We start from the raw sequence: 26,257 nt of genomic DNA, 5'->3' as shown, positions 1-26,257 counted from the left end.
CTTGAATAACAGAGGGCGCCACGGCGCCCTCTGTGTTTGTTTTAGGTTGGCCGCGGCTCAGGGAGCGGGCAGGGTCTGGGCGCGGCAGAAGGCGAGGAAGCGGCGCAGGGCCGCGGAGTGGAACTTCTGCTTGTGCCAGACCAGGGAGAGCTGGCGGGGGAAGGTCTGGCTCGGGGTGAGCGCCACCAGACGGCCGCTGTGCAGGCGATCGGAGACAGCGAGGCGGGAGATAAAGGAGATGCCGAGCCCCTTCTCCACCGCCAGCATCACCGCCTCCAGGGTGTTGAGCTCGAGCCCCGCCTGCCAGCGCGGCAGCTTGGGCTGGATCTGCTGCTCGAACTGCTCGCGGCTCCCTGACTGGGGCTCGCGCAGTACCCAGGTCTCGCCTGCGAGCAGGCGAAGGGGCAGCTCCAGCTGCCCGGCCAGGGGGTGCTGGGGGGGGGCTATGATCAGCATCTCGTCTTCGAGCCAGGGCTCGCTCACCAGATCCGGGTGATGGTTCTCCCCCTCGATGAGGGCCAGATCCAGCTCGAAGTGGGCGAGGGCGTGGCACAACAGGTGGGTGTTGGCGATGGTCACCCTGGGGGCGGATCCCAGCTCCTGGGCGCCCCCCGCCAGCAGACTGGGCAGCAGGTAGTTGCCTATGGTCTGGCTGGCCCCCAACCGCAGCTGGCCGCTCGGCTCGGCGTCCGGGCCAAACAGCTGCTCTATCTCCTGCATCCGGGTCAGCAGCTCCTCGGCGGCCGGTTGCAGCAGGCGCCCCTCGTTGTTGAGCTGAAGCCTGGGATGCACCCGATCGAACAGCGGGGTGGCGAGTTGGCGCTCCAGCTCCTGCAACGACTGGGAGACGGCCCCCTTGCTGAGGCAGAGCTCGCTGGCCGCGCCCCCCAGGTTGCCGTGGCGGGCTATGGTGGCGAACACCTTGAGTTGTTGCAGGGTCAGCTTCATGTCGTTTGATTTTCCTAAACGCTTAGTTCAATTCATTTAGATATCGTAAACGATAGACCCTCTTTATCCTATGCACATCGTCATCAACAAGAGGGTACCAGTCATGATCGCACGCACCCGTCGCTCCCTTGCCGCCGCCCCGACCCCCATGGCCGGTCTGGCACTGGGGATCGCCAGCCTCGGCTGGTGTTGGGAAAATGCAGGTCAGTTCGATGGCCGCCTGCAACTGCTGGGGGCCGCCATCGCCGCCGTGCTGCTCCTCGTCCTCACCTTCAAGTTCCTGCTGCACCCGCGTCTGCTGTGGCAGGATCTCGCCCACCCCGTGGTGGGCAGCGTGGTGCCCACCTATGCCATGGGGACCATGGTGGTCTCCAAGGCGGTGGGGCTGCTGGCCCCGACCCTGGGCCAGGGGCTCTGGCTGTTTGCGGTGATCATTCACCTGGTGTTCCTCGCCACCTTCGTCTGGCACAGGGCCAAGGCGTTTGAGATCCACCACATGGTGCCGAGCTGGTTCGTGCCGCCGGTGGGGATCATAGTGGCCGACGTCGCCTATCCGGGTGGCCCCTTCGCCGCCCTGGCCAATGGCCTGCTCTGGTTCGGCATGGCCTGCTACGCCCTGATGCTGCCGCTGATGCTCTATCGCCTCATCTTCAGCCACGAGGTGCCGGATGCCGCCAAGCCCACCATCGCCATCCTGGCGGCCCCCGCCAGCCTGTCGCTCGCCGGCTACCTCACCGTGAGCCAGGATCCGTCGCTGCTGCTGGTGGCCGTGCTGCTGGGGATAGCCGTGCTGATGACAGGCATCATCTACCTGGCCTTCATCAAGCTGCTGCGCCTGCCGTTCTCGCCGGGTTATGCCGCCTTCACCTTCCCCCTGGTGATAGGCGCCACCGCCCTGTTCAAGGTGGGTCACCTGCTGTCGCAGTGGCCAGAGGCGGCCCACTATGCGGCGCAGATCAACCAGCTGGCCTATCTGGAACTCGGTGCGGCGACCCTGATCGTCGGTTATGTGGCGCTGCGCTACCTGATGTTCTTCCTGCCCCTTGGCCAGGTCGGCATGCTGGAGCAGCCCCTGCGCCGCTAAGGTCGCAGCCGGTCTCGACCAAGAGCAGACCCCGCCTGGCGGGGTCTGTTGCATCCGGGGCCGGTACAAAGCGTGAGCAGCGCCCACTGCCTGGGGATCAGGGGGCGCTGTCAATCCGTGAAAAGGCTCAAATTGTCGCTCATTCAGGCGATATTAAGGTGGTTTTCACTGGTATTACCTGTCAGGATTGCCGCAATTGCCCACTTCTACTGTTTGATAGTACCCATGTCCTCCCAAGATCCCGTGTTTGACTCCGCATTCCAGACCCGTTTGCTGCACCCGCGTTACTGGGTGAGCTGGCTTGCCCTCGGCGTGCTCGGCGTGCTCGCCTATGTGCCGCCCCGTTGGCGTGACAAGCTGGCCGACGCCCTGGCGCCCCTGGTGCTCAAGATCTCGAAAAAGCAGGTCTATATCGCCAGAACCAACCTCGCCATCTGCTTCAAGGAGCAGAGCGAGGCAGAGCGGGACGCCATACTGATGACCTCGATCCGGGTCGGCCTCAAGAGCCTGCTGGGGTTTGGCGAGTTCACGGTGCGCAGCCCCGAGTACCTGATGAAGCGCATCCAGGTGAGCGGATGGGAACACATTGAGGCCGAGCAGGCCGCCGGCCGCCCGGTGATCCTGGTGGTGCCCCACAGCTGGCCCATCGATGCGGCGGGCTACTACTTCTCCCAGCGGGGCCTGCCCATGTGCACCATGATGAAGAGCGCCCGCAACCCTGTGTTCGACTGGCACATCAACCGCGAGCGGGCCAAGAATGGCTGCCGCGTCTATGAGCGCAGCGCCGGCATCAAGCCGGTGATCAAGGCGGTGAAATCCGGCCTGAGCTTCTTCTACCTGCCGGATCAGGATCATGGCCGCGAGGCCAGCCTGTTCGTGCCCTTCTTCAAGCATCCCAAGGCGACCCTGCCGGCCCTGCCACGGCTGGTCAAGCTGACCGGTGCCCGCGCCGTGCCTGTCTTGGCCTGCTATGACGAGGCGGCGCACTGCTACCGGCTGGAGATAGAGGCCCCCTTCGCCGACTACCCGAGCGATGATCTGGTGGCCGACACCTGCCGCATGAACGACAGCGTGGAGCGGCAGCTGACCCGTCACCCGGGTCAGTACATGTGGTTCCTCAAGATCTTCGATACCCGCGAGGACCAGGAGGGGGAAGACGGCCTCTACGAAGAGGGGATAAGGCGCATCCGCAAGGGACTCAGCCCTCATTCCTGAACCGCAACTTAATGCGTCTTTATAAGTGGCCCCATCTGGGCCACTTTTTATTTCTAACTAGTCTGATCAGTGACTTGGAAACCCAGCTTGGGGGATCCCGGGTAGAAAAAATTGTCAGGATCACTAAAATGACGGTCTGTTTTGATGATTCGATGGCGACCATGTCCGCACAAGATCCGGTGTTTGACACCTCCTTTCATCTGCGTCTGCTGCACCCCCGTCTGTGGGGTAGCTGGCTGGCGCTTGCCCTGCTCTCCCTGCTGGCCTGGATCCCGGCCAGCTACAGAGACAAGCTGGCCGATGCCCTGGCCCCCCTGCTGCTGCGCTTCTCCAGGAAGCAGGCCTACATCGCCGAGACCAACCTCAAGATCTGTTTCCCCGAGCTTGACGCGGTCGGGCGCGAGCAGCTGCTGCTCAAATCCATCCGGGTCGGTCTCAAGACCTTCATGGGTTTTGGCGAGCTCACCTGGCGCAGCCCCGCCTTCCTGAAAGGGCGCATCAAGGTGCGTGGCTGGGAGCATATAGAGGCTGAGCTGGCCGCCGGGCGCCCCATGATCTTGGTGGTGCCCCACACCTGGGCGGTGGACATGATAGGCCGCTACCTGACCGATGAGGGGGTGCCCCTGTGCACCATGATGAAGAGCCCCAAGGATCAGGTGTTCGACTGGTACATCAACCGCGAGCGCAGCAAGGGCGGGCGTGTCTATGAGCGCAGCGTCGGCATCAAGCCCGCCATCAAGGCCCTGCGCAGCGGTGATAGCTTCTTCTATCTGCCGGATCAGGATCATGGCCGGGAGGCGAGCATCTTCGTTCCCTTCTTCGGCCACCCCAAGGCGACCCTGCCGGCCCTGCCCAAGCTGGTCAAGCTGACCGGCGCCCGGGCCGTGCCCATCCTGGCCTGCTATGACGAGGATCAGGGCTGCTACCGGCTCGAGGTGGAGCCGCCGTTCGACCCTTATCCCACCCAGGATCTGGAGGCGGACGTCAACGCCATGAATCGCATGGTGGAGCGCCAGCTCGGCCGCTTCCCTGAGCAGTACATGTGGTTTCTCAAGATTTTCGAGACCCAGGCGGATAACGAAGGGGAGGATGGCCTCTACGAGGAGGGGATCCGGCGCATCCGCCAGGGGTTGCCCCCCGAGCCTTGAACCACAGGGCTCCCTTGCGGGTCGTGTTGACAGCCAGGGAAAGGCGGTTGGGGCAGGGCACACCAGGCCACCCCCGGCAAGGGGCCGGTGGGGGACCAAAGCGGGGCCCTGTCTGGCCTACCGCCACGCAAACAAGGTGCAAACAAGGTGCAAATAAGGTAAAAGGGCGGTCATGAAAATTCCAAATCGAATCCAACCTCTGGTTGATGACGGCCTGGTCGACGATGTCATCAGCCGGCTGATGAGCGGCAAAGAAGCCGACGTCTATGTGGTGCGCTGCGGCGACGAGATCCGCTGCGCCAAAGTCTATAAAGAGGCCTCCAAGCGCAGCTTCAAGCAGGCCGTGGTCTATCAGGAAGGGCGCAAGGTGCGCAACAGTCGCAGTGCCCGCGCCATGGAGAAGGGCTCCAAGTACGGCCGCAAGCAGCACGAAGAGGTGTGGCAGAACACAGAGGTGGATGCCCTGTTCAAGCTGGCCGCCGCCGGCGTGCGGGTGCCCACCCCCTATGTCTGCCTGGATGGCGTCCTGCTGATGGAGCTCATCACAGATGCCGAGGGCAACGTGGCGCCCCGCCTCAACGACGTGGCACTCTCGGCCGAGCAGGCGCTCATCGATCACGGCAAGGTGATCCGCTACGTGGTGCGCATGCTCTGCGCCGGCCTGATCCACGGGGATCTCTCCGAGTTCAATGTGCTGGTGGATGCAGAGGGCCCCGTCATCATAGATCTGCCCCAGGTGGTGGATGCCGCCGCCAACAACCAGGCCAGGGCCATGTTGGAGCGGGACGTCAACAACATGCGCAACTACTACGGCATCTATGCACCCGAGCTGCTCAAGACCCGTTATGCCAGGGAGATGTGGGCGCTGTTCGAAGACGGCAAGCTCACCCCGGAATCCGAGTTGACCGGCCTGTTCGAGGAGAGCACCGAGGCCATCGACATCGATGCCGTGTTGCACGAGATCGAGAGCGCGGAAGAGGAAGCGATGGAGCGTCGGGCCCGCATGAAGGCCGAGCAGGAAGAGGAGTTCTGACGAGAACCCGGATCCTGTCCATGCAAAGAGCGCCCTTGGCGCTCTTTTTCATTGGGGTGGCGGGCCGGTTCAGCGTCCCGTCAGGGGCGGGGCCTTGAGGCGGGGGCCGGGGTAACCCTTGACCTCGCCGAAGCGGGGATGGCCGCTCTCCCAATCCGCGGCTGCAGTGCGAATGGCCTCCGGGCTGAAGCTCACGAAGTTCCACCAGATCTGCAGCGGTTCGGCCAGGGGCTCGCCGCCGATGAGCAGCAGGCGGGTGCCCGGGCCGAGTGTCACCGCCAGCTCCCGGGTGCCCGGCGGCAGATAGAGGAGCTGCTCGGGGGCGAGCGCTTCCCCTGCTATGGTTGCCTCTCCCTGCAAGGGGAAGAGGCCGTGCTCGAAGACCGGGTCCAGCGGCAGCACAATGTGCCCGCCATGGGGCGCGTGCAAGTCCAGCCCGAGGATGGGGGAGAAGCTGATGGTGGGGGCTTGGCGCCCGGCATGGTCGCCGATGAGCAGGGTCAGGGTGGTCTCGCGCTCCTGCCAACTGGGCAGCAGGGGGTAGTGATCGAAGCGGGGTTGGGTGTCCTGATCACGCTCAGGCAGCGCTATCCAGAGCTGGGCGGCGTGCAGGTCGGTGTGGCCCGCGAGGGACTCCTCGGTGTGGGCTATGCCGCGCCCGGCGGTCATCAGATTGACCTGGCCCGGGCGGATCACCTGCTCATGCCCCAGGCTGTCGCGGTGCAAAATCTCCCCCGCCAGCATCCAGGTGAAGGTCTGCAGGGCGATGTGGGGATGGGGCCCCACGTCCAGCCCGGGGGCGTCGGGGGCGAAGTGGGTCGGCCCTATGTGATCGAGAAAGCACCAGGGGCCTATGGTGCGCCGCTCCTTGAGCGGGAGGGCGCGGGCCACAGGGATGCCGCCCACGTCGGTGAGGCGGGAGGAAATGCGTTGCCACTGTTGTGTCATGTCGTGCTCCTTGCTGGGCGGTGATCCTGCTGCATCAGGATAGTGTATCCCTCGCGCTCGCCGAGAGGGGTGGGGGCTAGCGGCGGCCTCCGCCCCCGAAGCTGCGCATGGGGGTGAAGCCAGGCCTTATCGCCGGTCTGACGGTAGGGGCGCGCACCGGGGGGGCCATGGAGCGGGGAAGGTGCGGTCTGGTATCCACCCTGGGCTGGGTCCCGGGGGGCAAGATGCCGTTATTTGTCTTGGGCAGGGTGGAGGGCATCAAGAGGCCGCCGTCGGCCTTGGGCTGCGCCCCGGGGGTCAGCAGGCCGTTCTCGGCTCTGGGGAGAGTGCCCCCCTTGTCATCCAGTGGTGAGCGCGGGCCCTTGCCCGGGTTGCTGACGCTGGGTCTGTTCTGCCGGTTGTCACGCAGGGCCTGTTGCTGCTCCGGCGTCATGGCATTCCAGCGGCCCGCCAGCTCCCCTCGCAGGGCGGCCACATCGGGCTGGCCATTGTTCTCCTGCCAATCCTGATACTTCTCCTTGATCTCCTGTTGGCGCTCAGGATCGAGCCCGCTCCACCACTTCTTGATCAGCTCGTCAAAATCCCCCTGGTTGTCGCAGCACCAGGGATAGTAGTCATCCCAATAGCCGTAATAGTCGTCATACCACCAGTAAGAGGCGCCATAGTGACCGCCGTAATAGTCACCAGCGCCAACTCCCACGCTGGCGCCTGACGAGGAGGTGTTGCTGCAGCCCGCAAGGCCCAGGGCCAGCAGGGGAATGAGGAGGGCGATGCGCATGATGCTCCCGGTGCCATGAAAGGACGCAATGGACGGATGATAACCTGACTATGCACCAATCCGGCCGCGGATGGCAGACCCAGCCCCCATCAGGCGCAGGGTCCCGGCATCGAGGGCAGGAGAGGTTGTGGTGGGCACTAGATTACACCTTGCTGCGTGGTCCCGCAGGCTAGTAGCCAGCCATCCGGGTCAAATCGTGCCACCTGATAGCGCGACTATCCCGCCTCGGCACAGTCGGCCATATAACGGCGCCAGGTGGCATTCGAAACGGGTCGGTTCTGGTTGGTGCTGCATCTTGATGGTGGTGTCGGCCATTTAATCGGCTGCCACTATCGGCAATGCCATGACGCAGGCCTCTCGGCCCAGATGGGTCAGCAGACGGCGCACATCGTCGAGGCGGATGAGCAGGGTGGCGGTATTGACCAGCGGGTGGCACTGCACCTGCTCGGCCTGCCAGATACGCTCGTCCACCACCAGCTCCACGGCATGCTCGCTATCGCGCACCATGGCGAGCAGGGTGACCGAACCCGGGGTGAGGCCGAGCACTGCCTCGAGCCGTTCGGGGGAGCCAAAGCTCAGCCGCTTGACCCCGAGCCGTGCCGCCAGCGCCTTGAGATCGACCCGGCTCTCCTCCGGGCTCACCACCAGAAACAGCCGCTCGCTCTTCGGATCGCGCAAAAAGAGGTTCTTGGTCTTGGCAGCGGGCAGGTCGGGCAGCTGCCTGCTCGCCTCCTCGCAGGTGAAAACGGGGGGATGATCGATACGCAGGTAAGGGATGGCGAGCCGATCCAGCAGGGAATAGATTGCCACAGTGACTCCTTTCGTCGGCGAAGCGCGGTAATAAAGGGGTTGATGGGGATGACGACGGGATCGAGCTTACCAGTTTGATTCAGGCCCCGCAGCCTAGGGTGACGATTGCGAGCAGGCACTGTATGAACGTACAATAGTCCCATCCCAAGGCCGACCCCTATTGCCCATGACCGCGACCCAGCCCACCGTTCCCGCCACTTTGCCCCTCGACGGCTTTATCCTGACCCGCCACGGTCGGGACGTGCGCGGCCGCGACGGGCACGCCGCCACCACCGAAATCGTGATGTGGCTCTGGAGCGCCCAGGGGCCGGTGCGGGTGGTGGTGCCGGGGCAGGAGCCGGTGTTCTTCCTGCCACAGAGCCATATGGCCGAGGCCGCCGAGCTGTTCAAGGGCGCCGGGGTGAGGGGGCGGTTTCGCCGCCTACCCATGCACACCTTCGACGGCCGCCCTGTGGTGGGCTGCTATTTTGCCACCCTGAGCGCCTTTCACCGCGCCATCGAGCTGCTGCTCATTCGCGGGCTGGAGCACTTCGAGGCAGATATCCGGCTGCCGGAGCGCTTCCTGATGGAGCGCTTCATCACCGCTGGCGTGCGCTTCGATGGCCGGGCGGTGAAGAAGGGGGGCAGGCAGGGCTACTGGGAGGTGAACGAGGCACGCTGCGCCCCCCAGGCGGTGACGCCGACCCTCTCCTGGGTGTCGCTGGACGTGGAGTGCGCCATGGACGGGGCGCTCTTCTCGGTGGGGCTCTATAGCGAACAGGATGCGCGGGTCATCATGATAGGCACCCCTGAGGCGGATGCCGACAGCTGGGGCACCCAGGTCGAGTGGGTGGCGGATGAAAGCGCCTTGCTCGGCGCGCTGGAGAGCTGGTTCCAGCGGCACGACCCGGATCTGGTGATTGGCTGGAACGTGGTGAACTTCGACTTTCGCCTGCTGCTGCGCCGCGCCGAGCTGGGCAAGCGCCGCCTGCGGCTGGGGCGGGGGCGCGAGCTCTGCTTCTGGCGCTCGTCACGCAACGATCCCCAGACCGGCAACGTCATCATACCGGGGCGCATGGTGCTGGACGGCATAGACACCCTCAAAAGCGCCACCTGGCAGTTTGCCAGCTACAGCCTGGATGCGGTGGCGAGCGAATTGCTTGGCCGTGGCAAGGATATCGAGGATGTGGCCAATCGGGGGGAGAAGATCACCGAGCTGTTCCACTCCGACAAGGAGGCGCTCGCCCGCTACAACCTGGAAGATTGCAAGCTGGTGTGGGAGATCTTCGACTACTGCCACCTCATCCCCTTCGCCATAGAGCGGGCCTCCCTCACCGGGCTCGAGCTCGACAGGGTAGGGGGCTCGGTGGCCGCCTTTACCAACCTCTATCTGCCGCGGCTGCATCGCGGCGGCTACGTGGCCCCGAATCTGCCCGCAGACGGTGGGCTGGCGAGCCCCGGCGGCTATGTGATGGACTCCAAACCCGGTCTCTATCGCCACGTGCTGGTGCTCGATTTCAAGAGCCTGTACCCCAGCATCATTCGCACCTTCTGTATCGATCCCATGGGATTGGTGGAGGGGTTGCAACACCCGGAACAGGCCATTCCCGGCTTTCGCGGCGCCCTGTTCTCCCGCGAGCGGCACTTCCTGCCGGATCTCATCGCCACCCTGTGGGCGGCGCGGGACAGGGCCAAGGCGGCCAGCAACAAGGCGCTCTCCCAGGCCATCAAGATCATCATGAACTCCTTCTACGGCGTGCTGGGCTCGGGGGGCTGCCGCTTCTATGATCCGCGACTTGCTTCATCGATCACCCTGCGCGGTCACAGCATCATGCAGCAGACCCGGGAGTGGATAGAGGCGAAGGGGTTCGAGGTGATCTATGGCGACACCGACTCCACCTTCGTTCACCTGAACAGGGAGACCAGCCCGCAGCAGGCCGAGCAGACAGGCCGCGAGCTGGCTGCCATGATCAACGACAACTGGACGGCGCTGATCAGGCGCGAGTTCGATCTGCCCTGTTATCTCGAGATCGAATACGAGACCCACTACCGCCGCTTCCTGATGCCCACCATCCGCGGGCTGGAGAAGGGGAGCAAGAAGCGCTATGCCGGGCTGGTTGGCAAGGCCAGTGAGGGGACAGAGCAGCTGGTGTTCAAGGGGCTCGAATCTGTGCGCACCGACTGGACCATGCTGGCCAAGCAGTTTCAGACTCGGCTCTATGAGCTGGTGTTTCACGACGAAGACCCCAGCGGCTATGTGCGCACCATGGTGGACGAGACCCGGGCCGGCTTGCACGACGATCTGCTCATCTATCGCAAGCGGCTGCGCCAAAAACTCGAGGAGTATCAGAAGAATGTGCCCCCCCACGTGCGGGCGGCGCGGCTGGCGGACGAGGAGAACCTGCGCCGCGGCCAGCCCCAGCGCTACCAGCACAGGGGCACCATCGCCTATCTGATGACCCTGAACGGCCCAGAGCCGCTGGAGTACAGGCGCAGCGCCATCGACTACGAGCACTACATCGACAAGCAGCTGAGGCCCATTGCCGACGCCATACTGCCCTTTATCGGCGAGTCGTTCGACCGGATCTGCGGCCAGCAGCTGGATCTCTTCTAGCGAGCTAGCCCCCGCAACCGGGAGCTGACCCGGATCAGGAGGGTCGGAAGGGCAGGGCGAAGGCGGAATGCAAAAAGCCCGCTCGATGAGCGGGCTTTTCAAATTTGGTGCGTCCTAGTGGATTCGAACCACCGACCCCCACCATGTCAAGGTGATGCTCTAACCAGCTGAGCTAAGGACGCAGGGTGCGCAATGCGGCTTTTTCATTTGCCAGAAGTGGTGGGTTTAATTGGATTCGAACCAACGACCCCTACCATGTCAAGGTAGTGCTCTAACCAACTGAGCTATAAACCCACATCTGTGTTCAATTGTATTAAAACCAACGACATCGCCTACGCCATGTCAAAGTACTGTTCTAACCAACTGAGCTATAAACCCACATCTGGAATATCTGTATTTCTTTCAAACTGAATGGTGCGTCCTAGTGGATTCGAACCACCGACCCCCACCATGTCAAGGTGATGCTCTAACCAGCTGAGCTAAGGACGCATAATCAGTGTTCTGTAATGGTGCGTCCTAGTGGATTCGAACCACCGACCCCCACCATGTCAAGGTGGTGCTCTAACCAGCTGAGCTAAGGACGCATCACAGAAAAAGTGGTGGGTTTAATTGGATTCGAACCAACGACCCCTACCATGTCAAGGTAGTGCTCTAACCAACTGAGCTATAAACCCACTCGATGAAATGAATTCGAACCAGCGACACAATCTTCACCATGCCAAGGTCATGCTCTGACCAACCGAGCGACAAACCCACTTCAACTACGCCAGCACTGCTGACGTGGTCGGCATACTACCCATGCCCCCCAAGGCTGTCAACAAGGGACATGCACAAAGGAGACTGTTTGCCCAGTTCTTGCGCAGCCTGTTGATTTTGCAGGCGAGCCGCTCGATTGAGCGGCACTGTTGCCCCCATTATTGGGCCCGGGAAAGGGTAGTGCAGGCCTCGGGACTCGCGAAGCGACCATAGATGAATCTCAGCCTTGCACCCAGCATCAGGGCGGCGCCGGTGAGGCCGACGATGAAGCCTACCCAGAAGCCCTGGGGCCCCATACGCGGCACCACCCAGTCGGTCAACCCCAGGATCATGCCGGTGGGCAGCCCCAGTCCCCAGTAGGCGACTATGGTGACGTAGAAGATGGCCTTGGTGTCCTTGTAGCCACGCAGGGCCGCGGCCGCCACCACCTGCACCGAGTCCGAGACCTGATAGATGGCGGCGAAGAACAACAAGGTAGCCGCGAGGGTGATCACCTGGATGTCATCGGTGTAGATCCCCGCGATATGTTCGCGCAGCAACACCGTCAGGGCGGCGGTACCGGCGGCCACCGCCATGCCCAGCATCAGGCCGGTACGGGCGGCAACGCGGGCGTGCTCCGGCTGGCCTTCCCCTATGCTGTGGCCGACTCTGATGGTCACGCCGACGCCGATGGAGAGCGGCAGCATAAACACCAGGCTGGAGAAGTTCAGGGCTATCTGGTGGCTCGCCACCGTCTCGGCGCCGAAGGGGGCCAGCATCAGGGCCACCACGGTGAACAGGGTCACCTCGCAGAAGATGGCCATGGCAATGGGGAAGCCTAAGCGAAACAGGCGCCAGATCCGGCTGCCGTTGGGGCGAGCGAGCTGGGCGAACAGATTGATCTTCTTGAAGTGGGGGGAGAGCTTCACGTAGGCGATCATCGCCAGCAGCATGGCCCAGAGCACTATGGCGGTGGCCACGCCGCAGCCGACCCCGCCGAGCTTGGGCATGCCGAAGTGGCCGTGAATGAAGATGTAGTTGGCGGGGATGTTGACCGCCAGTCCCACGAAGCCAATCACCATGGTCGGCATGGTGTGGGAGAGCCCCTCGCTGAAGTTGCGCAGCACCTGGAACAGCACGAAGGCGGGCAGACCCCACAGGATGGCGTGCAGGTAACCGGCGGTCTTGTCCGCCATCACCGGATCCACGTCCATGAACTGCAGCGCCAGCGGGCTGAAGTAGAGCGCCACCATGGCGATGGGAGTCACCATCAGCGCCAGCCAGAAGCCCTGGTGCACGGCCGGGCGGATCTCGTCCCGCTTGCGGGCCCCGTTGAGCTGGGAAACGATGGGGGTGAGCGCCATGATGATGCCCTGCACCAGCAAGATGATCGGCAGCCAGAAGCTGGAGGCGACCGACACGGCGGCGAGATCCACGGCGCTGACCTGTCCCGCCATCACGGTATCGACGAAGTTCATGGCGATCTGGGCCACCTGGGCCACCAGTATGGGGCTGGCTAGACGAACGAGCTGCTTCGCCTCGGTCCAATAACGTTGCACTGACACCTCCGAGTGGATCAGATAAAAGAGAAAAGAACGGGTAAATGAGAGGGGCTTTTATCTCCTGCCGGGAGGAGACAAAACGCGGGGGTGTCATTCTAGCCTGAAAATCCGCCAACGGGGAAGGTTGGCGGCGCATTTCTACCCGGGATCAGGCGTCCTCGTGATCGCTGATCAGCAGGTTGGCGGCGGCGTAGGCGGCCTGCTCGCGCAGATCTGCGGGCACTCTATCGTCGCTCGCCACGGCGTTGAGCGCCCGTATGCTGGCGGCGATGGCCTGGGGCACATAGCCCTGCTCACCTGAGCCTATCTGGTTGTAGGCGATGCGAATGGCTTCACAGCATTGATATACCTGCATTTTTGTTTCCTCGTTAAGCCAAGATTGAATGGGGTCACTATAACGATCGGGGCCCCCCTTGTCAGCCGGCATGCTTGTCTTGCTCTGTGGCCGGGGGTAACCTGCCGACAATTTTGTTACAGCGTGGAGACGAGACATGTTCACCGGCATAGTACAGGGGACCGCCGAACTGGTGGCCATCGAAGAGCTGCCCAACTTTCGCACCCATGTGATCCGCATGCCGAGCCCGGCCTGGGGCGAGGGGCTGGCACTCGGCGCCTCCGTGGCCCACAACGGCTGCTGCCTGACGGTCACCCGCATCGAGGGGGAACTGGTCAGCTTCGATCTGATGCAGGAGACCCTGCGCCTGACCAACCTCGGCTCGCTGGCTGTCGGGGACAAGGTCAATGTGGAGCGGGCCGCCCGCTTTGGGGACGAGATTGGCGGCCATGCCATGTCCGGCCACATCATGGGCACGGCCGAGGTGAGCGCCGTCATCGATAGTCCCAACAATCGCCAGCTGTGGTACCGCCTAGCCCCCGCGCTCATGAAGTACGTGCTGACCAAGGGGTACATCGGCATCGATGGCATCAGCCTGACCGTGGGCGAGGTGCGCGGCAATGAGTTCTGCGTCAACCTCATTCCCGAGACCCTGGCCCGCACCAACCTGGGCTGGGTCAAGGCGGGCTGGCAGACCAACATAGAAATCGATCCCCAGACCCAGGCCATAGTCGACACCGTGGAGCGGGTGCTGGCGGCGCGCCAGCCAGCCTGATCCGCCCATGCCCGCCATCTCAAGCAGGGCCCGCAGCAGGGGGCCCGGTTCTCTCCCGTGAATATGAGGCGAGGCTTTCGTCAGGGCAGAACCCATGCCGTCATGGGCCAGTGCCCCGCATCTTCCTGCGGCTGAGTCAAAAAGAAGCCCGTCGAGATGACGGGCTCAAAGGCATGAACAGAAGAACCATGTGGCGGGGATAAACGCCATCCCCAGTGTGGCAGCCAAATTCTTGGTCTGCCGTGGCTGACGGAGCCTGAGCGTCACAGGTTGGCCGAAGGATGAAACCGGGCCTACACTTCTTGTGTCTGGCACATCCATGAGCCGACAACCATCACATAAGAGACAAGGCCCCTTGGCGAACTTCAGGATGATTTGAGGTTCTCCGAGGGGCTTTTCTTTATGAGGGAATGTGCCGCGAAGGGGAGTGACTCAGGCATCTGGGGAGAAGCAAGCAGGGGATGGGCGGCATGGCGTCGCCCCAGTCCCCCTCGCTTGCCTGGTCAGCGAAAGGCAATCAGAACATCTGCTCGTCGTCCGCATCCACAAACAGCTGCAAACAGTCGCGGGCTTCGTCCCGGTGCAGCCGCAGGTGGATCGGATTGCAACAGGCCATGCAGTCCTCGTAGAACTCCTGATCCCCCTGGCTGGCATCCAGCTCGACCCGGGTGTGGTGGCCGCAGTGGGGGCAGACGATGCGCTTGCTGGTGTACTCGATCATGGTGACCTCCTGGGGCCGACTGGCCGCCTCTTTCCCCTGATTCTAGTCGGCAAGAGGCGGCGCAACCGCGAGCGGGCGCACGTTTATGGCAGGGATCAGGGGATGCGCCGAGCCCCGAACGTCTGACCCGGCGCACCCCTGGCCCCGTGCGGATTCACCCCACCCAGCGGGCCAGCGTGTCTGCATTCAGCTCGGCGAGCGAACGCAGCTGGTGATCGGCGATGGCGAGACGGGGGTCGCCCACCAGCGCCGGGTCCGGCACTATCAGCGCCTGCATGGACGCCGCCTTGGCTGCCAGCAGGCCGGTGAAGCTGTCCTCGATGGCCAGACAGTGCACAGGTTCGACGCCCAGCTTCTCGGCAGCGTGGATATAGACGTCCGGGTGGGGCTTGCCGAAGCGCTCCACCTCGGCGGAGTGGACCGCCATGAAGCGATCCTGGATGCCGAGCTTGCCGAGCACCGCCTCCACCATGGTGAAGGGGGAGGACGTGGCCAGTCCTATCTTGAGCCCCTGCGCCTCGATCAGGGTCAGTGCCGCCAGCACCCCCTCCTTGGCCTGACCTTCCTGCAGGATGAGTGCTATCACCTGATCCAGGATGCGCTGCACCACCTCTTCCTGGGTCGGGCCGCTCCAGGGACGCAGGCGATACCAGTGGGCCACCAGCTGATCGATGCGCACCCCTATGGTGGAGTTGCAGTCTTCCTCGGTGTGGAAGTGGCCCAGCTCGGAGAAGACGGCCATCTGGGCCCGTTGCCAAAAGGGTTCCGAGTCGATCAGAACACCATCCATATCGAAGATCACGGCAGTTAACATCTTGTACTCCTGACATAGGTGAAGGGGGGATTATAAGCCCGACGCCTCAATGGAAAAGGGGCAGAAGCCCGCCCCTTGCGCCGGATCACGCAGATAAACGTTTGTTTTTACGCGGCAAAAAGTGCGCTCTAGAAGAGCACCTCGATCCGGGCGGCGACCGCCTTGGCCTTTTCCACCGCCTCTTCGCACCCTTGCCCACGGGCCAGCGCCACCCCGAGGCGACGGCTACCGGCGATCTCGGGCTTGCCAAAGAGACGCAGCTGGGCGCCCGGCACCAGGGCCAGCGCCTCGGCAACCCCCTGATAGCGGATATCCTGGCTGTGGCCATCGCGCAGTACCACGGCGGAGGCACTCGGCCCGAACTGGGTGATGGTGCCGACCGGCAGCCCCAGGATGGCGCGCACGTGCAGGGCGAACTCGGAGAGATCCTGAGAGATCAGGGTCACCATGCCGGTGTCGTGGGGGCGGGGAGAGACCTCGCTGAACCACACCTCGTCACCCTTGATGAAAAGCTCCACCCCGAACAGGCCATGGCCACCCAGGGCCTCGACCACCTTGGCGGCGACCTCCTTGGCGCGGGCCAGCGCCAGCTCGCTCATGGCCTGGGGCTGCCAGGATTCGCGGTAGTCACCGTCTTCCTGACGATGGCCTATGGGATCGCAGAAGTGGATGCCGTCCACGGCGCGCACGGTGAGCAAGGTTATCTCGTACTCGAAGGGGACGAAGCCTTCGACTATCACCTTGCCACGGCCGGCGCGGCCCCCCTCCTGGGCATAGGTCCAGCTCTCGTCCAGCTTGGCGAGATCCCGCAGCAGGCTCTGGCCCTTGCCGGACGAGCTCATCACGGGTTTCACCACGCAGGGCAGGCCTATGGCCTCGACGGCGGCGATGAACTCCTCCTTGCTCTGGGCGAAGCGGTAGGAGGAGGTGGGGAGGCCCAGCTCTTCGGCGGCGAGCCGGCGGATCCCCTCCCGATTCATGGTGAGCTGGGTGGCGCGGGCGTTGGGCACGACCCTGACTCCTTCCTGCTCAAGCTCTGCCAGGGTATCGGTGGCGATGGCTTCAATCTCGGGGATGATGAGGTCGGGCTTGACCTCGACTACCAGGGCGCGCAGGGCGGCCCCATCGAGCATGTCCAGCACCTGGGCGGCGTGGGCGACCTGCATGGCGGGAGCATTGGCGTAGCGGTCGGCGGCGATCACTTCTATGCCAAGGCGTTGCAGCTCGATGGCGACTTCCTTGCCGAGTTCGCCTGAGCCGAGCAGCAGGGCACGGGTGGCGCCGGGGCGGGTGGCGGTTCCAAACATCTGATCTCTCCTGATGTCCATGGTCAGGGTTGCTGACCCGAGTGAGTAAAAAAAGAGGCACGCATGGCGTACCTCAGGAAACGGATTTGTGGGCGCGCTGCTCCAGATGGGTCAGCAGCGTGATGGCGCCTATGATGATGGCGGCGCCGAGCCACAATCGGCCGGGGGGCGCCCAGCCAAATACCAGCCAACCCGCCAGTACGTTCATGGGCAGCTTGGCAAAGTCAAAGGGCTGCACGAAGGAGGCCTCGGCCACGCTGTAGGCGCGGGCGATGGACATCTGGGCCAACGCCGACAGCACCCCTGAGACCGCCACCAGCAGCCACTGGGTTTCGCTCGGCCACTGCCATTCGGGCAGGGCCAGCATGGCGTTGAAGGGGGTGCTGAAGATGAGCAGGTAGACCACTATGGTGTGGGACGATTCGCTCGCCGCCTGATAGCGCACCAGCAGGGAGTAGCCGGCCCAGAACAGGGCGGCCGCCACCGGCAGCAGGGAGGCCCAGCTGAAGTCATCGGTCCAGGGAGCCAGGATCAGCATGGCCCCGACAAAGCCCGCCAGGGTAGCCAGAATGCGCGCCCGGCTCACCTGTTCCTTGAGCAGCAAGGCCGACCCTAAGGTGGCGAACAGGGGGGAGGTCATCAAGAGCGCTATGCCCTGCCAGATGGGCACGGGCACCGCCAGGGCCCAGAGCCAGAACTGGATGCCGATGACCGCCAGGGCGACCCGCAGCAGGTGCAGCCGCAACTGGTTGGTCATCAGGGATTGGCGCAGGCCGTGGCGGATGAGCCAGGGCAGCAGGCAGATCAGGGCGACCAGATACTGGTGAAAGGCGACCTGGGTCGAGGGGAGGCCGAGCTTGAAGCTGACATACTGGCTCAGGCTGTTGACGGCGGCAAAGCAGAGGCCTGCCACCATCATCCAGACTGCACCGGCAAAGGGGGAGTGCCTGCGGGAGGGTGCCATGGGATCCGGGTCACTGAAAAAAGTGCGGCGGATCATAACGGCAATCGTTTGTTCTGCCAAGGCCGGGGTGCTTGCTGAGTACCTCGCTGGCGACTAAGTGCACAAGCATCAAAATATTTGAATAACTTGAGCATCTATTTTCGCTATCCGCCTTGAACCTCAATCTTTATAGTGACCTCCATCGACAGCACAGCTGTTCAACCGACAACCAAATGGAGTTTCACCATGGCCAATATCCTCGTTCTCAAGTCCAGCATCCTGGGCCAGTATTCCCAATCCAACGCCCTGATCGACGGCTACCTGGCCGAGCGCCAGGGTGACAGCGTCACCGTGCGTGATCTGGCAACCCTGAACCTGCCGGTGCTCGACGGCGAGCTGGCCATGGGCCTGCGCGGCGGTGAGAACCTGAACGAGCGTCAGCTGGCCGTGCTGGCCCAGTCCGACGAGCTGGTGGCCGAGCTCAAGGCGAGCGATCTGGTGATCATCGCGGCCCCCATGTACAACTTCAACATCCCGACCCAGCTGAAGAACTGGATCGATCTGGTGGCCCGTGCCGGCGTGACCTTCCGCTACACCGAGACCGGCCCGGTCGGCCTGGTGGAGAACACCCGCGCCCTGGTGGTCAGCCCCCGCGGCGGCCTGCACCTGGGTAATCCTACCGATCTGGTGACCCCCTACATGCGCACCGTGCTGGGCTTTATCGGCATCAACGAGGTGGACTTCATCTACGCCGAGGGCATGGGCATGGGTCCCGAGGCGCAGGCCAAGGGCATAGAGCAGGCCAAGGAGCAGCTGGAAACCCTGGCATACTGATGCCGTGACGCTTGCCTGCTCACCCAGGTCCAGAAACAACAACGCAGCCATCAGGCTGCGTTGTTGTTTTCAGATGGCGGGGACGCCAGTCTTCAATCCCAGATGAAGCGACGGCAGCCGCTGCCGACCAGCAGGCAGACCGCCACCAGGGATCCCAGCAGCAGGCTGCTGAGCCACTGCTCCGTACTCTGGGGCAGATGAGGGGAGAAGAGGCCGATCGTGAAGAGGGCGCTTATGATGATCAGGCTGGTCTGTCGGGTCAGGATCATGGTGTCGTCCTTGGCTGATGGTGAGCGAATTAAGGCTAACCGCCGTCTGTGACAGCCTGATGTATCCATACCTCAGGCCCAGGGTCCAGCGGGGTTGCCTCTCACCTTAGCAGTTTTTGCCGCCACGGCCAGCGCCACGAGACAGCTTGTGATCCGGATCCCTATCTGAACTGCTTTTGATCAGGCTGGTAGTGGAAATCACCGCCGGCCAGCCGCGCAGTCAGGGCCTCCTTGTCGAGATCCTGCGCCCGGCAGAGATCGTCCAGATCGGCGTAATGATCACGAAGCTGCATGTTGACCAGGCTCAGCAGCATGTTGATGTCCATGGTGGCAAAGCGGGTCAGTGTCATGATTGTTGCTCGCTGTCCAGCAGGTGGAGTTGTTCTATGGCGTCGCTCACGCTTTGCAGATGCAGCCGTATGCTCTGGCGCGCCTCGGCGGGCAGATAGTCGGTGAGGGTGTGCTGCCAGCTGCCCGCTTCGGTCTTGAGCTGCTGGAACAGGGTGAGCCCCGCCGGGGTGAAGGAGACCAGACTGATGCGCTTGTCCTGCGCGCTGCTCTCGGTGAACAGAATGCCCTTCTCCACCAGACGGTGGATCTCGCGGGAGATCCGCACCTTGTCCATCCCGCTCGCCTCCACCAGCTCTTTCTGGCTGATGGGGTAGTGGGGGCCAAGCACCATCATCAGGCGCCATTGGGGCACCGTCAGCTGATACCGCTGCTGGTAAAACTGTTCAAAGGTATCGCGCACCATTTCAGCGGCATGGACCAGCTGATAGGGGGGATAGTGCGCGAGCAGCTCTATGATCTTCGACATATGACATCCTGCTGTGGCGGCTGCATCGGGTGCAGTTTCTCTTGATACTTTGACCTTGATGATACGTAACACAAGGGCATTTGTCTGAACGGGCACCAGAAAAATGTGCGTTTGCGCACGTGTTGCGTCACGGATCCGGCAACCAGGGTCTCAACTGGCCTTGCTGTGTACACTTTTACGCAGCCAGATCAAGGCATTATGAGCAAGCCAGGCCTCGCGGCTCTGGAGCGCATAGAGCGCGGCCTCGTCGCGGCTCCCCCCCTGCCAGTGGCGGGGCTCCTGCTTTGGCAGCCTGCGCTGGCCCAGCAGGGTGGCGGGTACATGGGGGTTGGCGCCAAGGGCGGCGGCCAGATGGGGCTGCGCCGCCTGCTCGCCTTCGGTGGCAAACACCATCAGCGCCTTGTTGTAGCGCAGCCAGCAGGAGGCTTCATTGAAGCGCACCAGCAGGCCCTGCAGGGCGGCCCAATCCCCTTGCCAGGCATAGAGGCTGGAGAGAGGGTGACGACAGCCAGGCTCGTCGGCCTGACAAAGGTCGAGCAGGGCCAGGTATGCCTGGCGGGCCTGCTCCTGCTGCCCCAGTCGCAGCAGGCAATCGGCCCGGCCCGCCTGGGCCGCGATCAGTGGGCGGGCCTCGGGGGAGCTCCAGCCGCGGCCTGCGTGTTGTTGCCAGAAGGCCTCGTCGAACAGGGGGCTGGCATCGGCGATGATGCGGTCAAACCAGGAGAGGCGGGCGAGGGGATCGCGGCACTGCGCCGCCTGCTCGAACCACTGCTGCCACTGGCGGGTCTGTTCGTTGTCGGGAAGCGGTTCTTCTTCATGCCGTGCCCCATCCTGATCCAGGGTCAGCAGAAGGTTGAGGGCCGTCTTCATCTGTTGGCGCTGACGCTTGCAAAAATCCAGGAAGGGTAGCTCGCTGGCCGCGGCCTGATGCAGCATCTGGGCCATGGGCCTGTCACGGAACAGGCAGAGCTCGGCCACCAGGCTGAAGCGGTGCCGGGTGGCGGTATCGTTCAGATCCGTCGGTGTGGGCCAGCGGGCCACCCCCTGACTGAAGCCGTAACTCCACTGGCCGAGGGGATGGCTCTGCTCGAATACCTGCTCCGGGGTCTCGTTAGAGAGCCGGCACTGGTTCGGCAAGGCCAGCTGGGCGTCGTCGGCTTGGGCCTCCAGCTCGGCGATCAGGTGATGCAGCGCCTCGGCACTCTTCTCGTCAAGCTCGGCGTCATGGGGCAGGAGCCCGGCCAGGGGATCTTGCCAGTCAGGGGCGGTCGGCCCCGTCAGACGGGCGCAGAGAAAGCCGTGCAGGGCCGGGTAACTCATGTCCTGCTGGCTGTGGCTCTGGATCCATTGATTGAGATGACGGGTACGAGTGGCTGGGTTCATCGACGCTTCCTCTGGATTTGACGGCCGCGAAGTCTACCTAAAAGTGGGGTTATTTGCAGCCAAGGGGCGACCGAGTGCTGCTAATATCGCCAATACCGGGCCACCCCGAGGTGAAAATCCTGTGGGGGGACGGGCAAGGGACTAGGTCCTGTCACGGCTCTGGGGTAACATGCGCGCCTGCATGAAAAAACCTGAGCCCTTGTCCTCCCTCAGCCGACGACAGGGGCGATGCGCATTATTACGGGCCATGAACTGCAGGCCCATCCAGATATTGAAAGAAGAGATCACCATGTTACAGATTGGCAAGATGAACACCCTCACCGTAGTCGAGCTCGAAGATCGTGGCGCCTGGCTGGCCGCGGGGGAATATGGCGAGCTGCTGTTGCCCAAGCGTCAGCTGCCGGAAGGCGTCGCCGAAGATGGCGAGGTGTCCGTCTTTCTCTATCTGGACGCGGATTGCGAGCCGGTGATCACCACCGACAAGCCCTTTGCCATGGTGGGTGACATTGTCGGCCTCAAGGTGGTCAACGCCAACAAGATCGGTGCCTTCCTCGACTGGGGCATGAAAAAGGATCTGTTCGTGCCAAGCCGCGAGCAGAACAAGCCGATGCAGGTGGGCCATGTCTACCTGGTGCACCTGATGCTGGACAACGAGGGACGCATGGTGGGCACCAGCCGCCTCGAGCGCTTCCTGCGCGTCGATCCCCCCTTCAAGGCCGGTGACGAAGTCACTGCACTGCCCGGGGAACACACCCCCCTCGGCATCAAGGCCGTGGTCAACGGTCAGTACTCCGGCATGCTGTTCAAGAACGAGGTGTTCGGCCGCTTGATGACGGGCCGACCGCTGACCGCCTGGGTCAAGCAGGTCCGTGAGGATGGCAAGCTGGATCTGACCCTGCAAAAACCGGGGCAGGATCGGATGGATGATGCCGGCGGCCGTATTCTCACCCGATTGCAGAAGCAGGGCGGCAGCCTGGCGGTGGGGGACAAGAGCGAACCCGAGCTCATCTACAAGATGTTCAACATGAGCAAGGGCACCTTCAAGAAGGCCATAGGCGGGCTCTACAAGCAGGGCAAGATCGTCATCGAAGACAACTGCATCACGCTGGTTGCAGCAGAGACCAGCACGGCCCAGGACGGCGAATAAGGTGCCGAGTCCCTGTATCGGCGACTGCCGGGCCAAGGATGGGCTCTGCCTCGGTTGCGGGCGCACCCTGACCGAGATAGGCCAGTGGTCCGCCATGGACAGCGAGGCCCAGCTGGCCCGTATGGCCGAGCTGGATGGCACGCGCAGCACCCACCAGTGCCCGGGATGCGGCGAGCCGGCGTTTTGCGCCGTCTCCGCCGGTGAACCCATAGAGCGCTGCTGGTGCAGCCAGCTGCCTCCCTTGCCCATGAGCGAGGCGAGCGCCTGCTGGTGCCGCCGCTGTCTGGCCAAGGCCATAGCGGCTCGCCCCTGAAGGGGTAAACCGCAGAGACGAAAAAGGCGCCAGGGGCGCCTTTTCTTATGCCTGTTGCTGGCGGTGCCAGCGAACATGGACCTCGTGTTCGCTCTGATCCCGGGGCAGCAGGAAGGTGGCGTAGATCACCTCGAACTCCTCCTGATGATCCAGCAAGCCGACCCACACCTCGGCCCAACGCTCCATGTCGACCGGCACGCCGAGTTCGGTCGACCAGTCGGCGTTGGGCAGGGTCGCCTCGACGGCGCCACGCTGCTCGAATTCGAGGGTGATGTCGACGATTTGTTCGGGGGCCAGCATGTCGGCGGCCTGCTCCAGAAACTGATCATAGGCCCACTCGACCAGCTGATCCGGGCTACGTTGTTCCATGAAATCACTCCAGATACGTCCAGGTTCGCCACTTTAACAATTATTGGGGATGGCGGCCAGCGCGTGAGGCTGGCAACCCCGTGCTGTCAAATGGCCGAAACAGGGGATAAGGTTAACAGAGCCACCGCCATCGGGCGGCATGATGAGGCATCTGGGCAGCATGAAGCGACGACAGTACAGGCGGCAGATCAAGCGGCGACGGGAGACCTGGTGGTGGCACTATTTGCCGTTGCACCGGGAGGTCATCGGCGGCCATCTGGGGCCGGCCTCCGACCCCGTCGACGAACCTAGCCGGCCTCGTGCACCCGGTTCAGGGTGACCTGGCCGAGCTGACTCATCTGGCGGCGGATCCAGGCCGAGCGCTGCTGCACATAGGGCGAGGGGGGCTTGACCCGGTAGCGCCAGGGATTGGGCAGGGCGGCGGCCAGCAAGGAGGCCTCGTAGCGGGTCAGGCGCGCCGCCGGTTTGCCGAAGTAGTGCCTGGCGGCCGCCTCGGCGCCATAGATGCCGGGCCCGAACTCCACGATATTCAGATACACCTCGAGGATGCGGGACTTGTCCCAGCCCAGCTCCATCAGCAGGGTGAACCAGGCCTCTATCCCCTTGCGCAGCAAGCTGCGATCGCTCCACATGAAGATATTCTTCGCCGTCTGCTGGCTCAGGGTACTGGCCCCGCGCACCCGCCGGCTTTGCTGGTTGTGTTTGAGGGCCGAGCTGATGGCATCCATGTCGAAGCCGTTGTGATCGGCGAAGCGCTGATCCTCGGCGGCGATCACCGCCAGTTGCAACTCCCGCGAGATACGCTCGAGGGGCACCCAGTCGTGCTTGACCTCGGCTACCTTGGCGGGCGGAAACAGCGCCCGCTCGAGGCGCCAGGTCCACATGGGGGGATCGATGAAGCGCAGCAGCGCCACCGAGACGATGGAGCTGACCAGCGCCGCCAGCAGCAGCTTGCCGAGCCAGCCCAGCAGGCGCCGCCAGCGCGTCGGTCTCACGGGCTCAGGCTCTGAGTCCCACTCATAGTGACCGGGATCGTCGGGATCCGGAATTATTGGGGCAGCCATTCGATGTGGCAGAACTTCTCGTCGACACGGCGGGAGAGCAGCATGCGGGCAAACAGGTGCTCATACTCTTGCTCGGCATTGCCAAGGCCAACCCAGATCTCGGCGTACTCGGCATCGCTCACGGCAAACCCCACGTCCGCTTCCCAGTCATCGGCGGGGTCGGTCTCCGCCAGCATACCCCGATCGTTGAAGGCCTGGTTGAACAGGGCTATCTCCTGCTCGGGCAGGTTGTCCGAGGCCAGCTCCATGAAGAGTTCGAGGGCGGTATCGAGCAGTTCCTCGACGCTGTGCATTTCGTCATTCAAAGACATAAGACCTGTATTCCAGATGAGGGGGCGGGCAGTATTCTAGCTGGCCCCACACGCCTTGGCGAGATGCCTCTGCGCCAGGCAATAAAAAACCGGATCCTGCTACAGGATCCGGTCTTCATTGAGGGAAGGGGTCACGCATGGGGCGTCAGCTCATCCCTTCTTGTCATCGGCGAAGGTGATGTTGAGCTCCAGTACCGACAGCTCGTCACTCTTCTTATCGAGCTGGACGGTGATCTTGTCCGGATCGATCTGCACATACTTGCGGATCACGTCGAGGAGATCCTGCTTGAGCTGGGGCAGGTAATCCGGCCCCCCTCTTGAAGAACGCTCGTGCGCGACTATGATCTGCAACCGCTCTTTGGCCAGTTGTGCGGTGTTTTGTTTCTTGTTGGAACGAAAATAATCCAATAATGACATGTTTAACTCCCGAACAGTCGGCTAAAGAAGCCCTTCTTTTCTTCTTCCAGAAAACGAAAATCCTTGGTGTCACCCAGCAGGCGGGCAACGGCGTCCTCATAGGCCTGACCGGCATCGGACTCCTTGTCCAGAATGACCGGCTCCCCCGAGTTGGAGGCGCGCAGCACCGCCTGGGACTCCGGGATCACCCCGAGCAGTTTGATGGCCAGGATCTCCTGCACATCCTGCACGCTCAGCATGTCGCCACGGCTGACGCGAGTCGGGCAGTAGCGGGTCAGCAGCAGGTGCTCCTTGATGGGGTCTTCCCCGCGCTCGGCGCGGCGGGACTTGGAGGCCAGGATGCCGAGGATGCGATCCGAGTCACGCACGGAAGAGACTTCCGGGTTGGTGGTGACTATGGCCTCGTCGGCGAAATAGAGCGCCATCAAGGCCCCCGCCTCGATGCCGGCCGGGGAGTCGCAGACGATGTAATCGAACTTCATTTCCGCCAGCTGATCCAGGATCTTCTCGACCCCTTCGCGGGTCAGGGCGTCCTTGTCCCGGGTCTGGGAGGCAGGCAGGATGAACAGATTCTCGGAACGCTTGTCCTTGATGAGGGCCTGGTTGAGGTTGGCCTCACCGTTGATCACATTGACGAAGTCATACACCACGCGCCGCTCGCAGCCCATGATGAGATCCAGGTTTCGCAGGCCAATGTCAAAATCGATGACCACTGTCTTGTGGCCACGCTGGGCCAAGCCGGTGCTCAGGGCCGCGCTGGTTGTGGTCTTGCCAACGCCACCTTTGCCCGATGTAACGACTATGATTCGCGCCATTCTCGCTTCCTTGTAACTCTATTTGATGCGGTCTATTCGGAGTTGTTCGTTGTCCAGCCGGATATGGACTGGCTCTTGTATCAGGCCTGCCGGCAGTGCGTCGCTGAGCTGGAAGGTGCCCGCGATGGAGAGCAGCTCGGCCTGCAATTGCTGGCAATAAATGCGGGCAAGGGGATTGCCCTTGGCCCCCGCGATGGCACGGCCACGCAGGGCGCCATAAATATGGATGCTGTCGTCGGCGATGACTTCGGCCCCCGGACTGACCGAGCCCAGCACCACCAGCGAGGTGCCGGCAGCATATATCTGCTGGCCGGAGCGCACCGGCCCGACGTGGACCTTGGTCGGCTCCAGGGTCTGAACCGGGGCGACCTGGGCCACCTCCACGGGTTCAGGTGCTGGCGCCGGTGCCACAGACTCGGCCTTGCGGCTCTTGCCCGACACCATGACGGCCAGCCCGGCCGCCTTGGCCGCCGTCTTCATCGCCTCATCCCGCGCCCCCGTGATGCCGACCAGCACGAAATCTTCCGACTCGACCAGCTCCCTGAGCTGCTCGAAATCGGGGATATCGCTGAGGCGTTCCACATTGAGGACGAGGGGGGCACAATTAAAAAACTGGGGCGCCTGCGCGACCTTGGCCTCCAGCAGTTGTCGGATCCGGTCCGGATTGCCATCGCTGAGATGCAACACAGAAATAGTGAAGGTGGTCCCTTTCAATTCGTTATCGCGTTCAACCATGAATCTTCCCCGAACCGAGACGGTAATACGTTATT

29 protein-coding genes and 5 tRNA genes are annotated in these 26,257 nt (G+C 63.1%); 9 read left to right on the top strand and 25 right to left on the bottom strand.

What is annotated here, in order from left to right; genetic code table 11:
- Window positions 1-57 precede the first annotated feature (57 nt).
- Complete coding sequence (locus ACFWHB_RS11580; protein ID WP_395948428.1) at window positions 58-948, bottom strand: LysR substrate-binding domain-containing protein; 891 nt, start codon at window positions 946-948, stop codon at window positions 58-60.
- Between the two features lie 103 nt (window positions 949-1,051).
- Between ACFWHB_RS11580 and ACFWHB_RS11575 the strand changes: the two genes are divergently transcribed.
- The 4 genes from ACFWHB_RS11575 to ACFWHB_RS11560 all read left to right on the top strand — a co-directional run bounded on the left by ACFWHB_RS11575 (window position 1,052) and on the right by ACFWHB_RS11560 (window position 5,428).
- Window positions 1,052-2,032 carry a TDT family transporter gene (locus ACFWHB_RS11575; protein ID WP_171276101.1) on the top strand — a complete coding sequence of 327 codons (981 nt, stop codon included), beginning with the start codon at window positions 1,052-1,054 and terminating at the stop codon, window positions 2,030-2,032.
- A 225-nt stretch (window positions 2,033-2,257) separates the two neighbouring features.
- Complete coding sequence (lpxM, locus tag ACFWHB_RS11570) at window positions 2,258-3,247, top strand: lauroyl-Kdo(2)-lipid IV(A) myristoyltransferase (RefSeq protein WP_139746321.1); 990 nt, start codon at window positions 2,258-2,260, stop codon at window positions 3,245-3,247.
- A gap of 152 nt (window positions 3,248-3,399) precedes the next feature.
- The gene (locus ACFWHB_RS11565; RefSeq protein ID WP_395950198.1) at window positions 3,400-4,395 is read left to right on the top strand and encodes an LpxL/LpxP family acyltransferase; all 996 of its coding nucleotides are present in this window, start codon (window positions 3,400-3,402) and stop codon (window positions 4,393-4,395) included.
- 172 nt (window positions 4,396-4,567) lie between these two features.
- Window positions 4,568-5,428 carry a PA4780 family RIO1-like protein kinase gene (locus tag ACFWHB_RS11560; protein ID WP_106886881.1) on the top strand — a complete coding sequence of 287 codons (861 nt, stop codon included), beginning with the start codon at window positions 4,568-4,570 and terminating at the stop codon, window positions 5,426-5,428.
- 69 nt (window positions 5,429-5,497) lie between these two features.
- On the opposite strand, the gene ACFWHB_RS11555 is transcribed toward ACFWHB_RS11560, so the two are convergent.
- The 3 genes from ACFWHB_RS11555 to ACFWHB_RS11545 all read right to left on the bottom strand — a co-directional run bounded on the left by ACFWHB_RS11555 (window position 5,498) and on the right by ACFWHB_RS11545 (window position 7,964).
- The gene (locus tag ACFWHB_RS11555) at window positions 5,498-6,376 is read right to left on the bottom strand and encodes a pirin family protein (protein ID WP_395948427.1); all 879 of its coding nucleotides are present in this window, start codon (window positions 6,374-6,376) and stop codon (window positions 5,498-5,500) included.
- 76 nt (window positions 6,377-6,452) lie between these two features.
- Entirely contained in the window at window positions 6,453-7,154 is a 702-nt protein-coding gene (locus ACFWHB_RS11550) for a hypothetical protein (protein ID WP_395948426.1), read from the bottom strand.
- 315 nt (window positions 7,155-7,469) lie between these two features.
- Entirely contained in the window at window positions 7,470-7,964 is a 495-nt protein-coding gene (locus tag ACFWHB_RS11545; RefSeq protein WP_395948425.1) for a prolyl-tRNA synthetase associated domain-containing protein, read from the bottom strand.
- Between the two features lie 166 nt (window positions 7,965-8,130).
- Here ACFWHB_RS11545 and ACFWHB_RS11540 point away from each other — a divergent pair, with 166 nt between their 5' ends.
- A complete protein-coding gene (locus tag ACFWHB_RS11540; RefSeq protein ID WP_395948424.1) occupies window positions 8,131-10,557 on the top strand; it encodes a DNA polymerase II in 2,427 nt (808 codons plus the stop codon).
- 105 nt (window positions 10,558-10,662) lie between these two features.
- On the opposite strand, the gene ACFWHB_RS11535 is transcribed toward ACFWHB_RS11540, so the two are convergent.
- The 7 genes from ACFWHB_RS11535 to ACFWHB_RS11505 form a co-directional block, all read right to left on the bottom strand.
- Window positions 10,663-10,739 (bottom strand) — tRNA-Val (locus ACFWHB_RS11535).
- A 35-nt stretch (window positions 10,740-10,774) separates the two neighbouring features.
- A tRNA-Val gene (locus tag ACFWHB_RS11530) sits at window positions 10,775-10,851 on the bottom strand.
- Window positions 10,852-10,969: 118 nt separating this feature from the next.
- Window positions 10,970-11,046, bottom strand: a tRNA-Val gene (locus ACFWHB_RS11525).
- An 18-nt stretch (window positions 11,047-11,064) separates the two neighbouring features.
- Window positions 11,065-11,141, bottom strand: a tRNA-Val gene (locus ACFWHB_RS11520).
- 13 nt (window positions 11,142-11,154) lie between these two features.
- Window positions 11,155-11,231: transfer RNA gene (locus tag ACFWHB_RS11515), tRNA-Val, on the bottom strand.
- A 240-nt stretch (window positions 11,232-11,471) separates the two neighbouring features.
- Window positions 11,472-12,851, bottom strand: coding sequence for an MATE family efflux transporter (locus ACFWHB_RS11510; protein WP_106886877.1), 1,380 nt, complete (start codon window positions 12,849-12,851; stop codon window positions 11,472-11,474).
- A gap of 151 nt (window positions 12,852-13,002) precedes the next feature.
- Window positions 13,003-13,209 carry a YaeP family protein gene (locus ACFWHB_RS11505; RefSeq protein ID WP_005324956.1) on the bottom strand — a complete coding sequence of 69 codons (207 nt, stop codon included), beginning with the start codon at window positions 13,207-13,209 and terminating at the stop codon, window positions 13,003-13,005.
- A 136-nt stretch (window positions 13,210-13,345) separates the two neighbouring features.
- Between ACFWHB_RS11505 and ACFWHB_RS11500 the strand changes: the two genes are divergently transcribed.
- Window positions 13,346-13,963 (top strand): riboflavin synthase subunit alpha, encoded by a 618-nt coding sequence (locus ACFWHB_RS11500; protein ID WP_234569286.1) that lies wholly within the window; start codon window positions 13,346-13,348, stop codon window positions 13,961-13,963.
- 517 nt (window positions 13,964-14,480) lie between these two features.
- On the opposite strand, the gene ACFWHB_RS11495 is transcribed toward ACFWHB_RS11500, so the two are convergent.
- The 4 genes from ACFWHB_RS11495 to ACFWHB_RS11480 form a co-directional block, all read right to left on the bottom strand.
- Window positions 14,481-14,684, bottom strand: a complete 204-nt coding sequence (locus ACFWHB_RS11495) for a CPXCG motif-containing cysteine-rich protein (RefSeq protein ID WP_005301298.1) — start codon at window positions 14,682-14,684, stop codon at window positions 14,481-14,483.
- Window positions 14,685-14,838: 154 nt separating this feature from the next.
- Window positions 14,839-15,498: a hexitol phosphatase HxpB gene (gene hxpB, locus ACFWHB_RS11490; protein WP_395948423.1), complete on the bottom strand. Its 660-nt coding sequence runs from the start codon at window positions 15,496-15,498 to the stop codon at window positions 14,839-14,841.
- A gap of 128 nt (window positions 15,499-15,626) precedes the next feature.
- A complete protein-coding gene (purT, locus tag ACFWHB_RS11485; protein ID WP_395948422.1) occupies window positions 15,627-16,805 on the bottom strand; it encodes a formate-dependent phosphoribosylglycinamide formyltransferase in 1,179 nt (392 codons plus the stop codon).
- Window positions 16,806-16,878: 73 nt separating this feature from the next.
- Window positions 16,879-17,769 carry a DMT family transporter gene (locus ACFWHB_RS11480; protein WP_163155018.1) on the bottom strand — a complete coding sequence of 297 codons (891 nt, stop codon included), beginning with the start codon at window positions 17,767-17,769 and terminating at the stop codon, window positions 16,879-16,881.
- A 225-nt stretch (window positions 17,770-17,994) separates the two neighbouring features.
- Here ACFWHB_RS11480 and ACFWHB_RS11475 point away from each other — a divergent pair, with 225 nt between their 5' ends.
- Window positions 17,995-18,582 (top strand): FMN-dependent NADH-azoreductase, encoded by a 588-nt coding sequence (locus tag ACFWHB_RS11475; protein ID WP_025326879.1) that lies wholly within the window; start codon window positions 17,995-17,997, stop codon window positions 18,580-18,582.
- Between the two features lie 92 nt (window positions 18,583-18,674).
- On the opposite strand, the gene ACFWHB_RS11470 is transcribed toward ACFWHB_RS11475, so the two are convergent.
- The 4 genes from ACFWHB_RS11470 to ACFWHB_RS11455 form a co-directional block, all read right to left on the bottom strand.
- Window positions 18,675-18,851: a hypothetical protein gene (locus tag ACFWHB_RS11470; RefSeq protein WP_163137691.1), complete on the bottom strand. Its 177-nt coding sequence runs from the start codon at window positions 18,849-18,851 to the stop codon at window positions 18,675-18,677.
- Between the two features lie 161 nt (window positions 18,852-19,012).
- Window positions 19,013-19,201 (bottom strand): DUF4250 domain-containing protein, encoded by a 189-nt coding sequence (locus ACFWHB_RS11465; protein WP_106886871.1) that lies wholly within the window; start codon window positions 19,199-19,201, stop codon window positions 19,013-19,015.
- Window positions 19,198-19,668, bottom strand: a complete 471-nt coding sequence (locus tag ACFWHB_RS11460) for a MarR family winged helix-turn-helix transcriptional regulator (protein ID WP_005331665.1) — start codon at window positions 19,666-19,668, stop codon at window positions 19,198-19,200. The genes ACFWHB_RS11465 and ACFWHB_RS11460 overlap by 4 nt, the downstream gene beginning before the upstream one ends.
- A gap of 150 nt (window positions 19,669-19,818) precedes the next feature.
- Window positions 19,819-21,051 carry a UPF0149 family protein gene (locus tag ACFWHB_RS11455; protein ID WP_395948421.1) on the bottom strand — a complete coding sequence of 411 codons (1,233 nt, stop codon included), beginning with the start codon at window positions 21,049-21,051 and terminating at the stop codon, window positions 19,819-19,821.
- A 271-nt stretch (window positions 21,052-21,322) separates the two neighbouring features.
- Here ACFWHB_RS11455 and ACFWHB_RS11450 point away from each other — a divergent pair, with 271 nt between their 5' ends.
- Together ACFWHB_RS11450 and ACFWHB_RS11445 are read left to right on the top strand one after the other, a co-directional pair.
- Complete coding sequence (locus ACFWHB_RS11450) at window positions 21,323-22,198, top strand: CvfB family protein (protein ID WP_163148240.1); 876 nt, start codon at window positions 21,323-21,325, stop codon at window positions 22,196-22,198.
- A 1-nt stretch (window position 22,199) separates the two neighbouring features.
- Entirely contained in the window at window positions 22,200-22,511 is a 312-nt protein-coding gene (locus tag ACFWHB_RS11445) for a DUF1289 domain-containing protein (RefSeq protein WP_234677090.1), read from the top strand.
- A 45-nt stretch (window positions 22,512-22,556) separates the two neighbouring features.
- Here ACFWHB_RS11445 and ACFWHB_RS11440 read toward each other — a convergent pair whose 3' ends face one another.
- The 6 genes from ACFWHB_RS11440 to minC form a co-directional block, all read right to left on the bottom strand.
- Complete coding sequence (locus tag ACFWHB_RS11440) at window positions 22,557-22,880, bottom strand: HI1450 family dsDNA-mimic protein (RefSeq protein WP_005331685.1); 324 nt, start codon at window positions 22,878-22,880, stop codon at window positions 22,557-22,559.
- Window positions 22,881-23,167: 287 nt separating this feature from the next.
- Window positions 23,168-23,875: a monofunctional biosynthetic peptidoglycan transglycosylase gene (gene mtgA / locus ACFWHB_RS11435; protein WP_395950197.1), complete on the bottom strand. Its 708-nt coding sequence runs from the start codon at window positions 23,873-23,875 to the stop codon at window positions 23,168-23,170.
- Window positions 23,876-23,928: 53 nt separating this feature from the next.
- A complete protein-coding gene (locus tag ACFWHB_RS11430) occupies window positions 23,929-24,255 on the bottom strand; it encodes an HI1450 family dsDNA-mimic protein (RefSeq protein WP_395948420.1) in 327 nt (108 codons plus the stop codon).
- A 150-nt stretch (window positions 24,256-24,405) separates the two neighbouring features.
- Window positions 24,406-24,672 carry a cell division topological specificity factor MinE gene (gene minE, locus ACFWHB_RS11425; protein ID WP_005311265.1) on the bottom strand — a complete coding sequence of 89 codons (267 nt, stop codon included), beginning with the start codon at window positions 24,670-24,672 and terminating at the stop codon, window positions 24,406-24,408.
- Window positions 24,673-24,674: 2 nt separating this feature from the next.
- Window positions 24,675-25,487, bottom strand: a complete 813-nt coding sequence (minD, locus tag ACFWHB_RS11420) for a septum site-determining protein MinD (RefSeq protein WP_098984135.1) — start codon at window positions 25,485-25,487, stop codon at window positions 24,675-24,677.
- A gap of 18 nt (window positions 25,488-25,505) precedes the next feature.
- Window positions 25,506-26,222 carry a septum site-determining protein MinC gene (gene minC, locus ACFWHB_RS11415; protein WP_395948419.1) on the bottom strand — a complete coding sequence of 239 codons (717 nt, stop codon included), beginning with the start codon at window positions 26,220-26,222 and terminating at the stop codon, window positions 25,506-25,508.
- Between the last annotated feature and the right edge of the window lie 35 nt (window positions 26,223-26,257).

This window comes from Aeromonas mytilicola subsp. aquatica (genome assembly GCF_044336385.1).
Lineage (GTDB): Bacteria > Pseudomonadota > Gammaproteobacteria > Enterobacterales > Aeromonadaceae > Aeromonas > Aeromonas rivipollensis.
The sequence above is the reverse complement of the archived record's forward strand: the minus strand, read 5'-3'. Positions and strand labels throughout refer to the sequence as shown.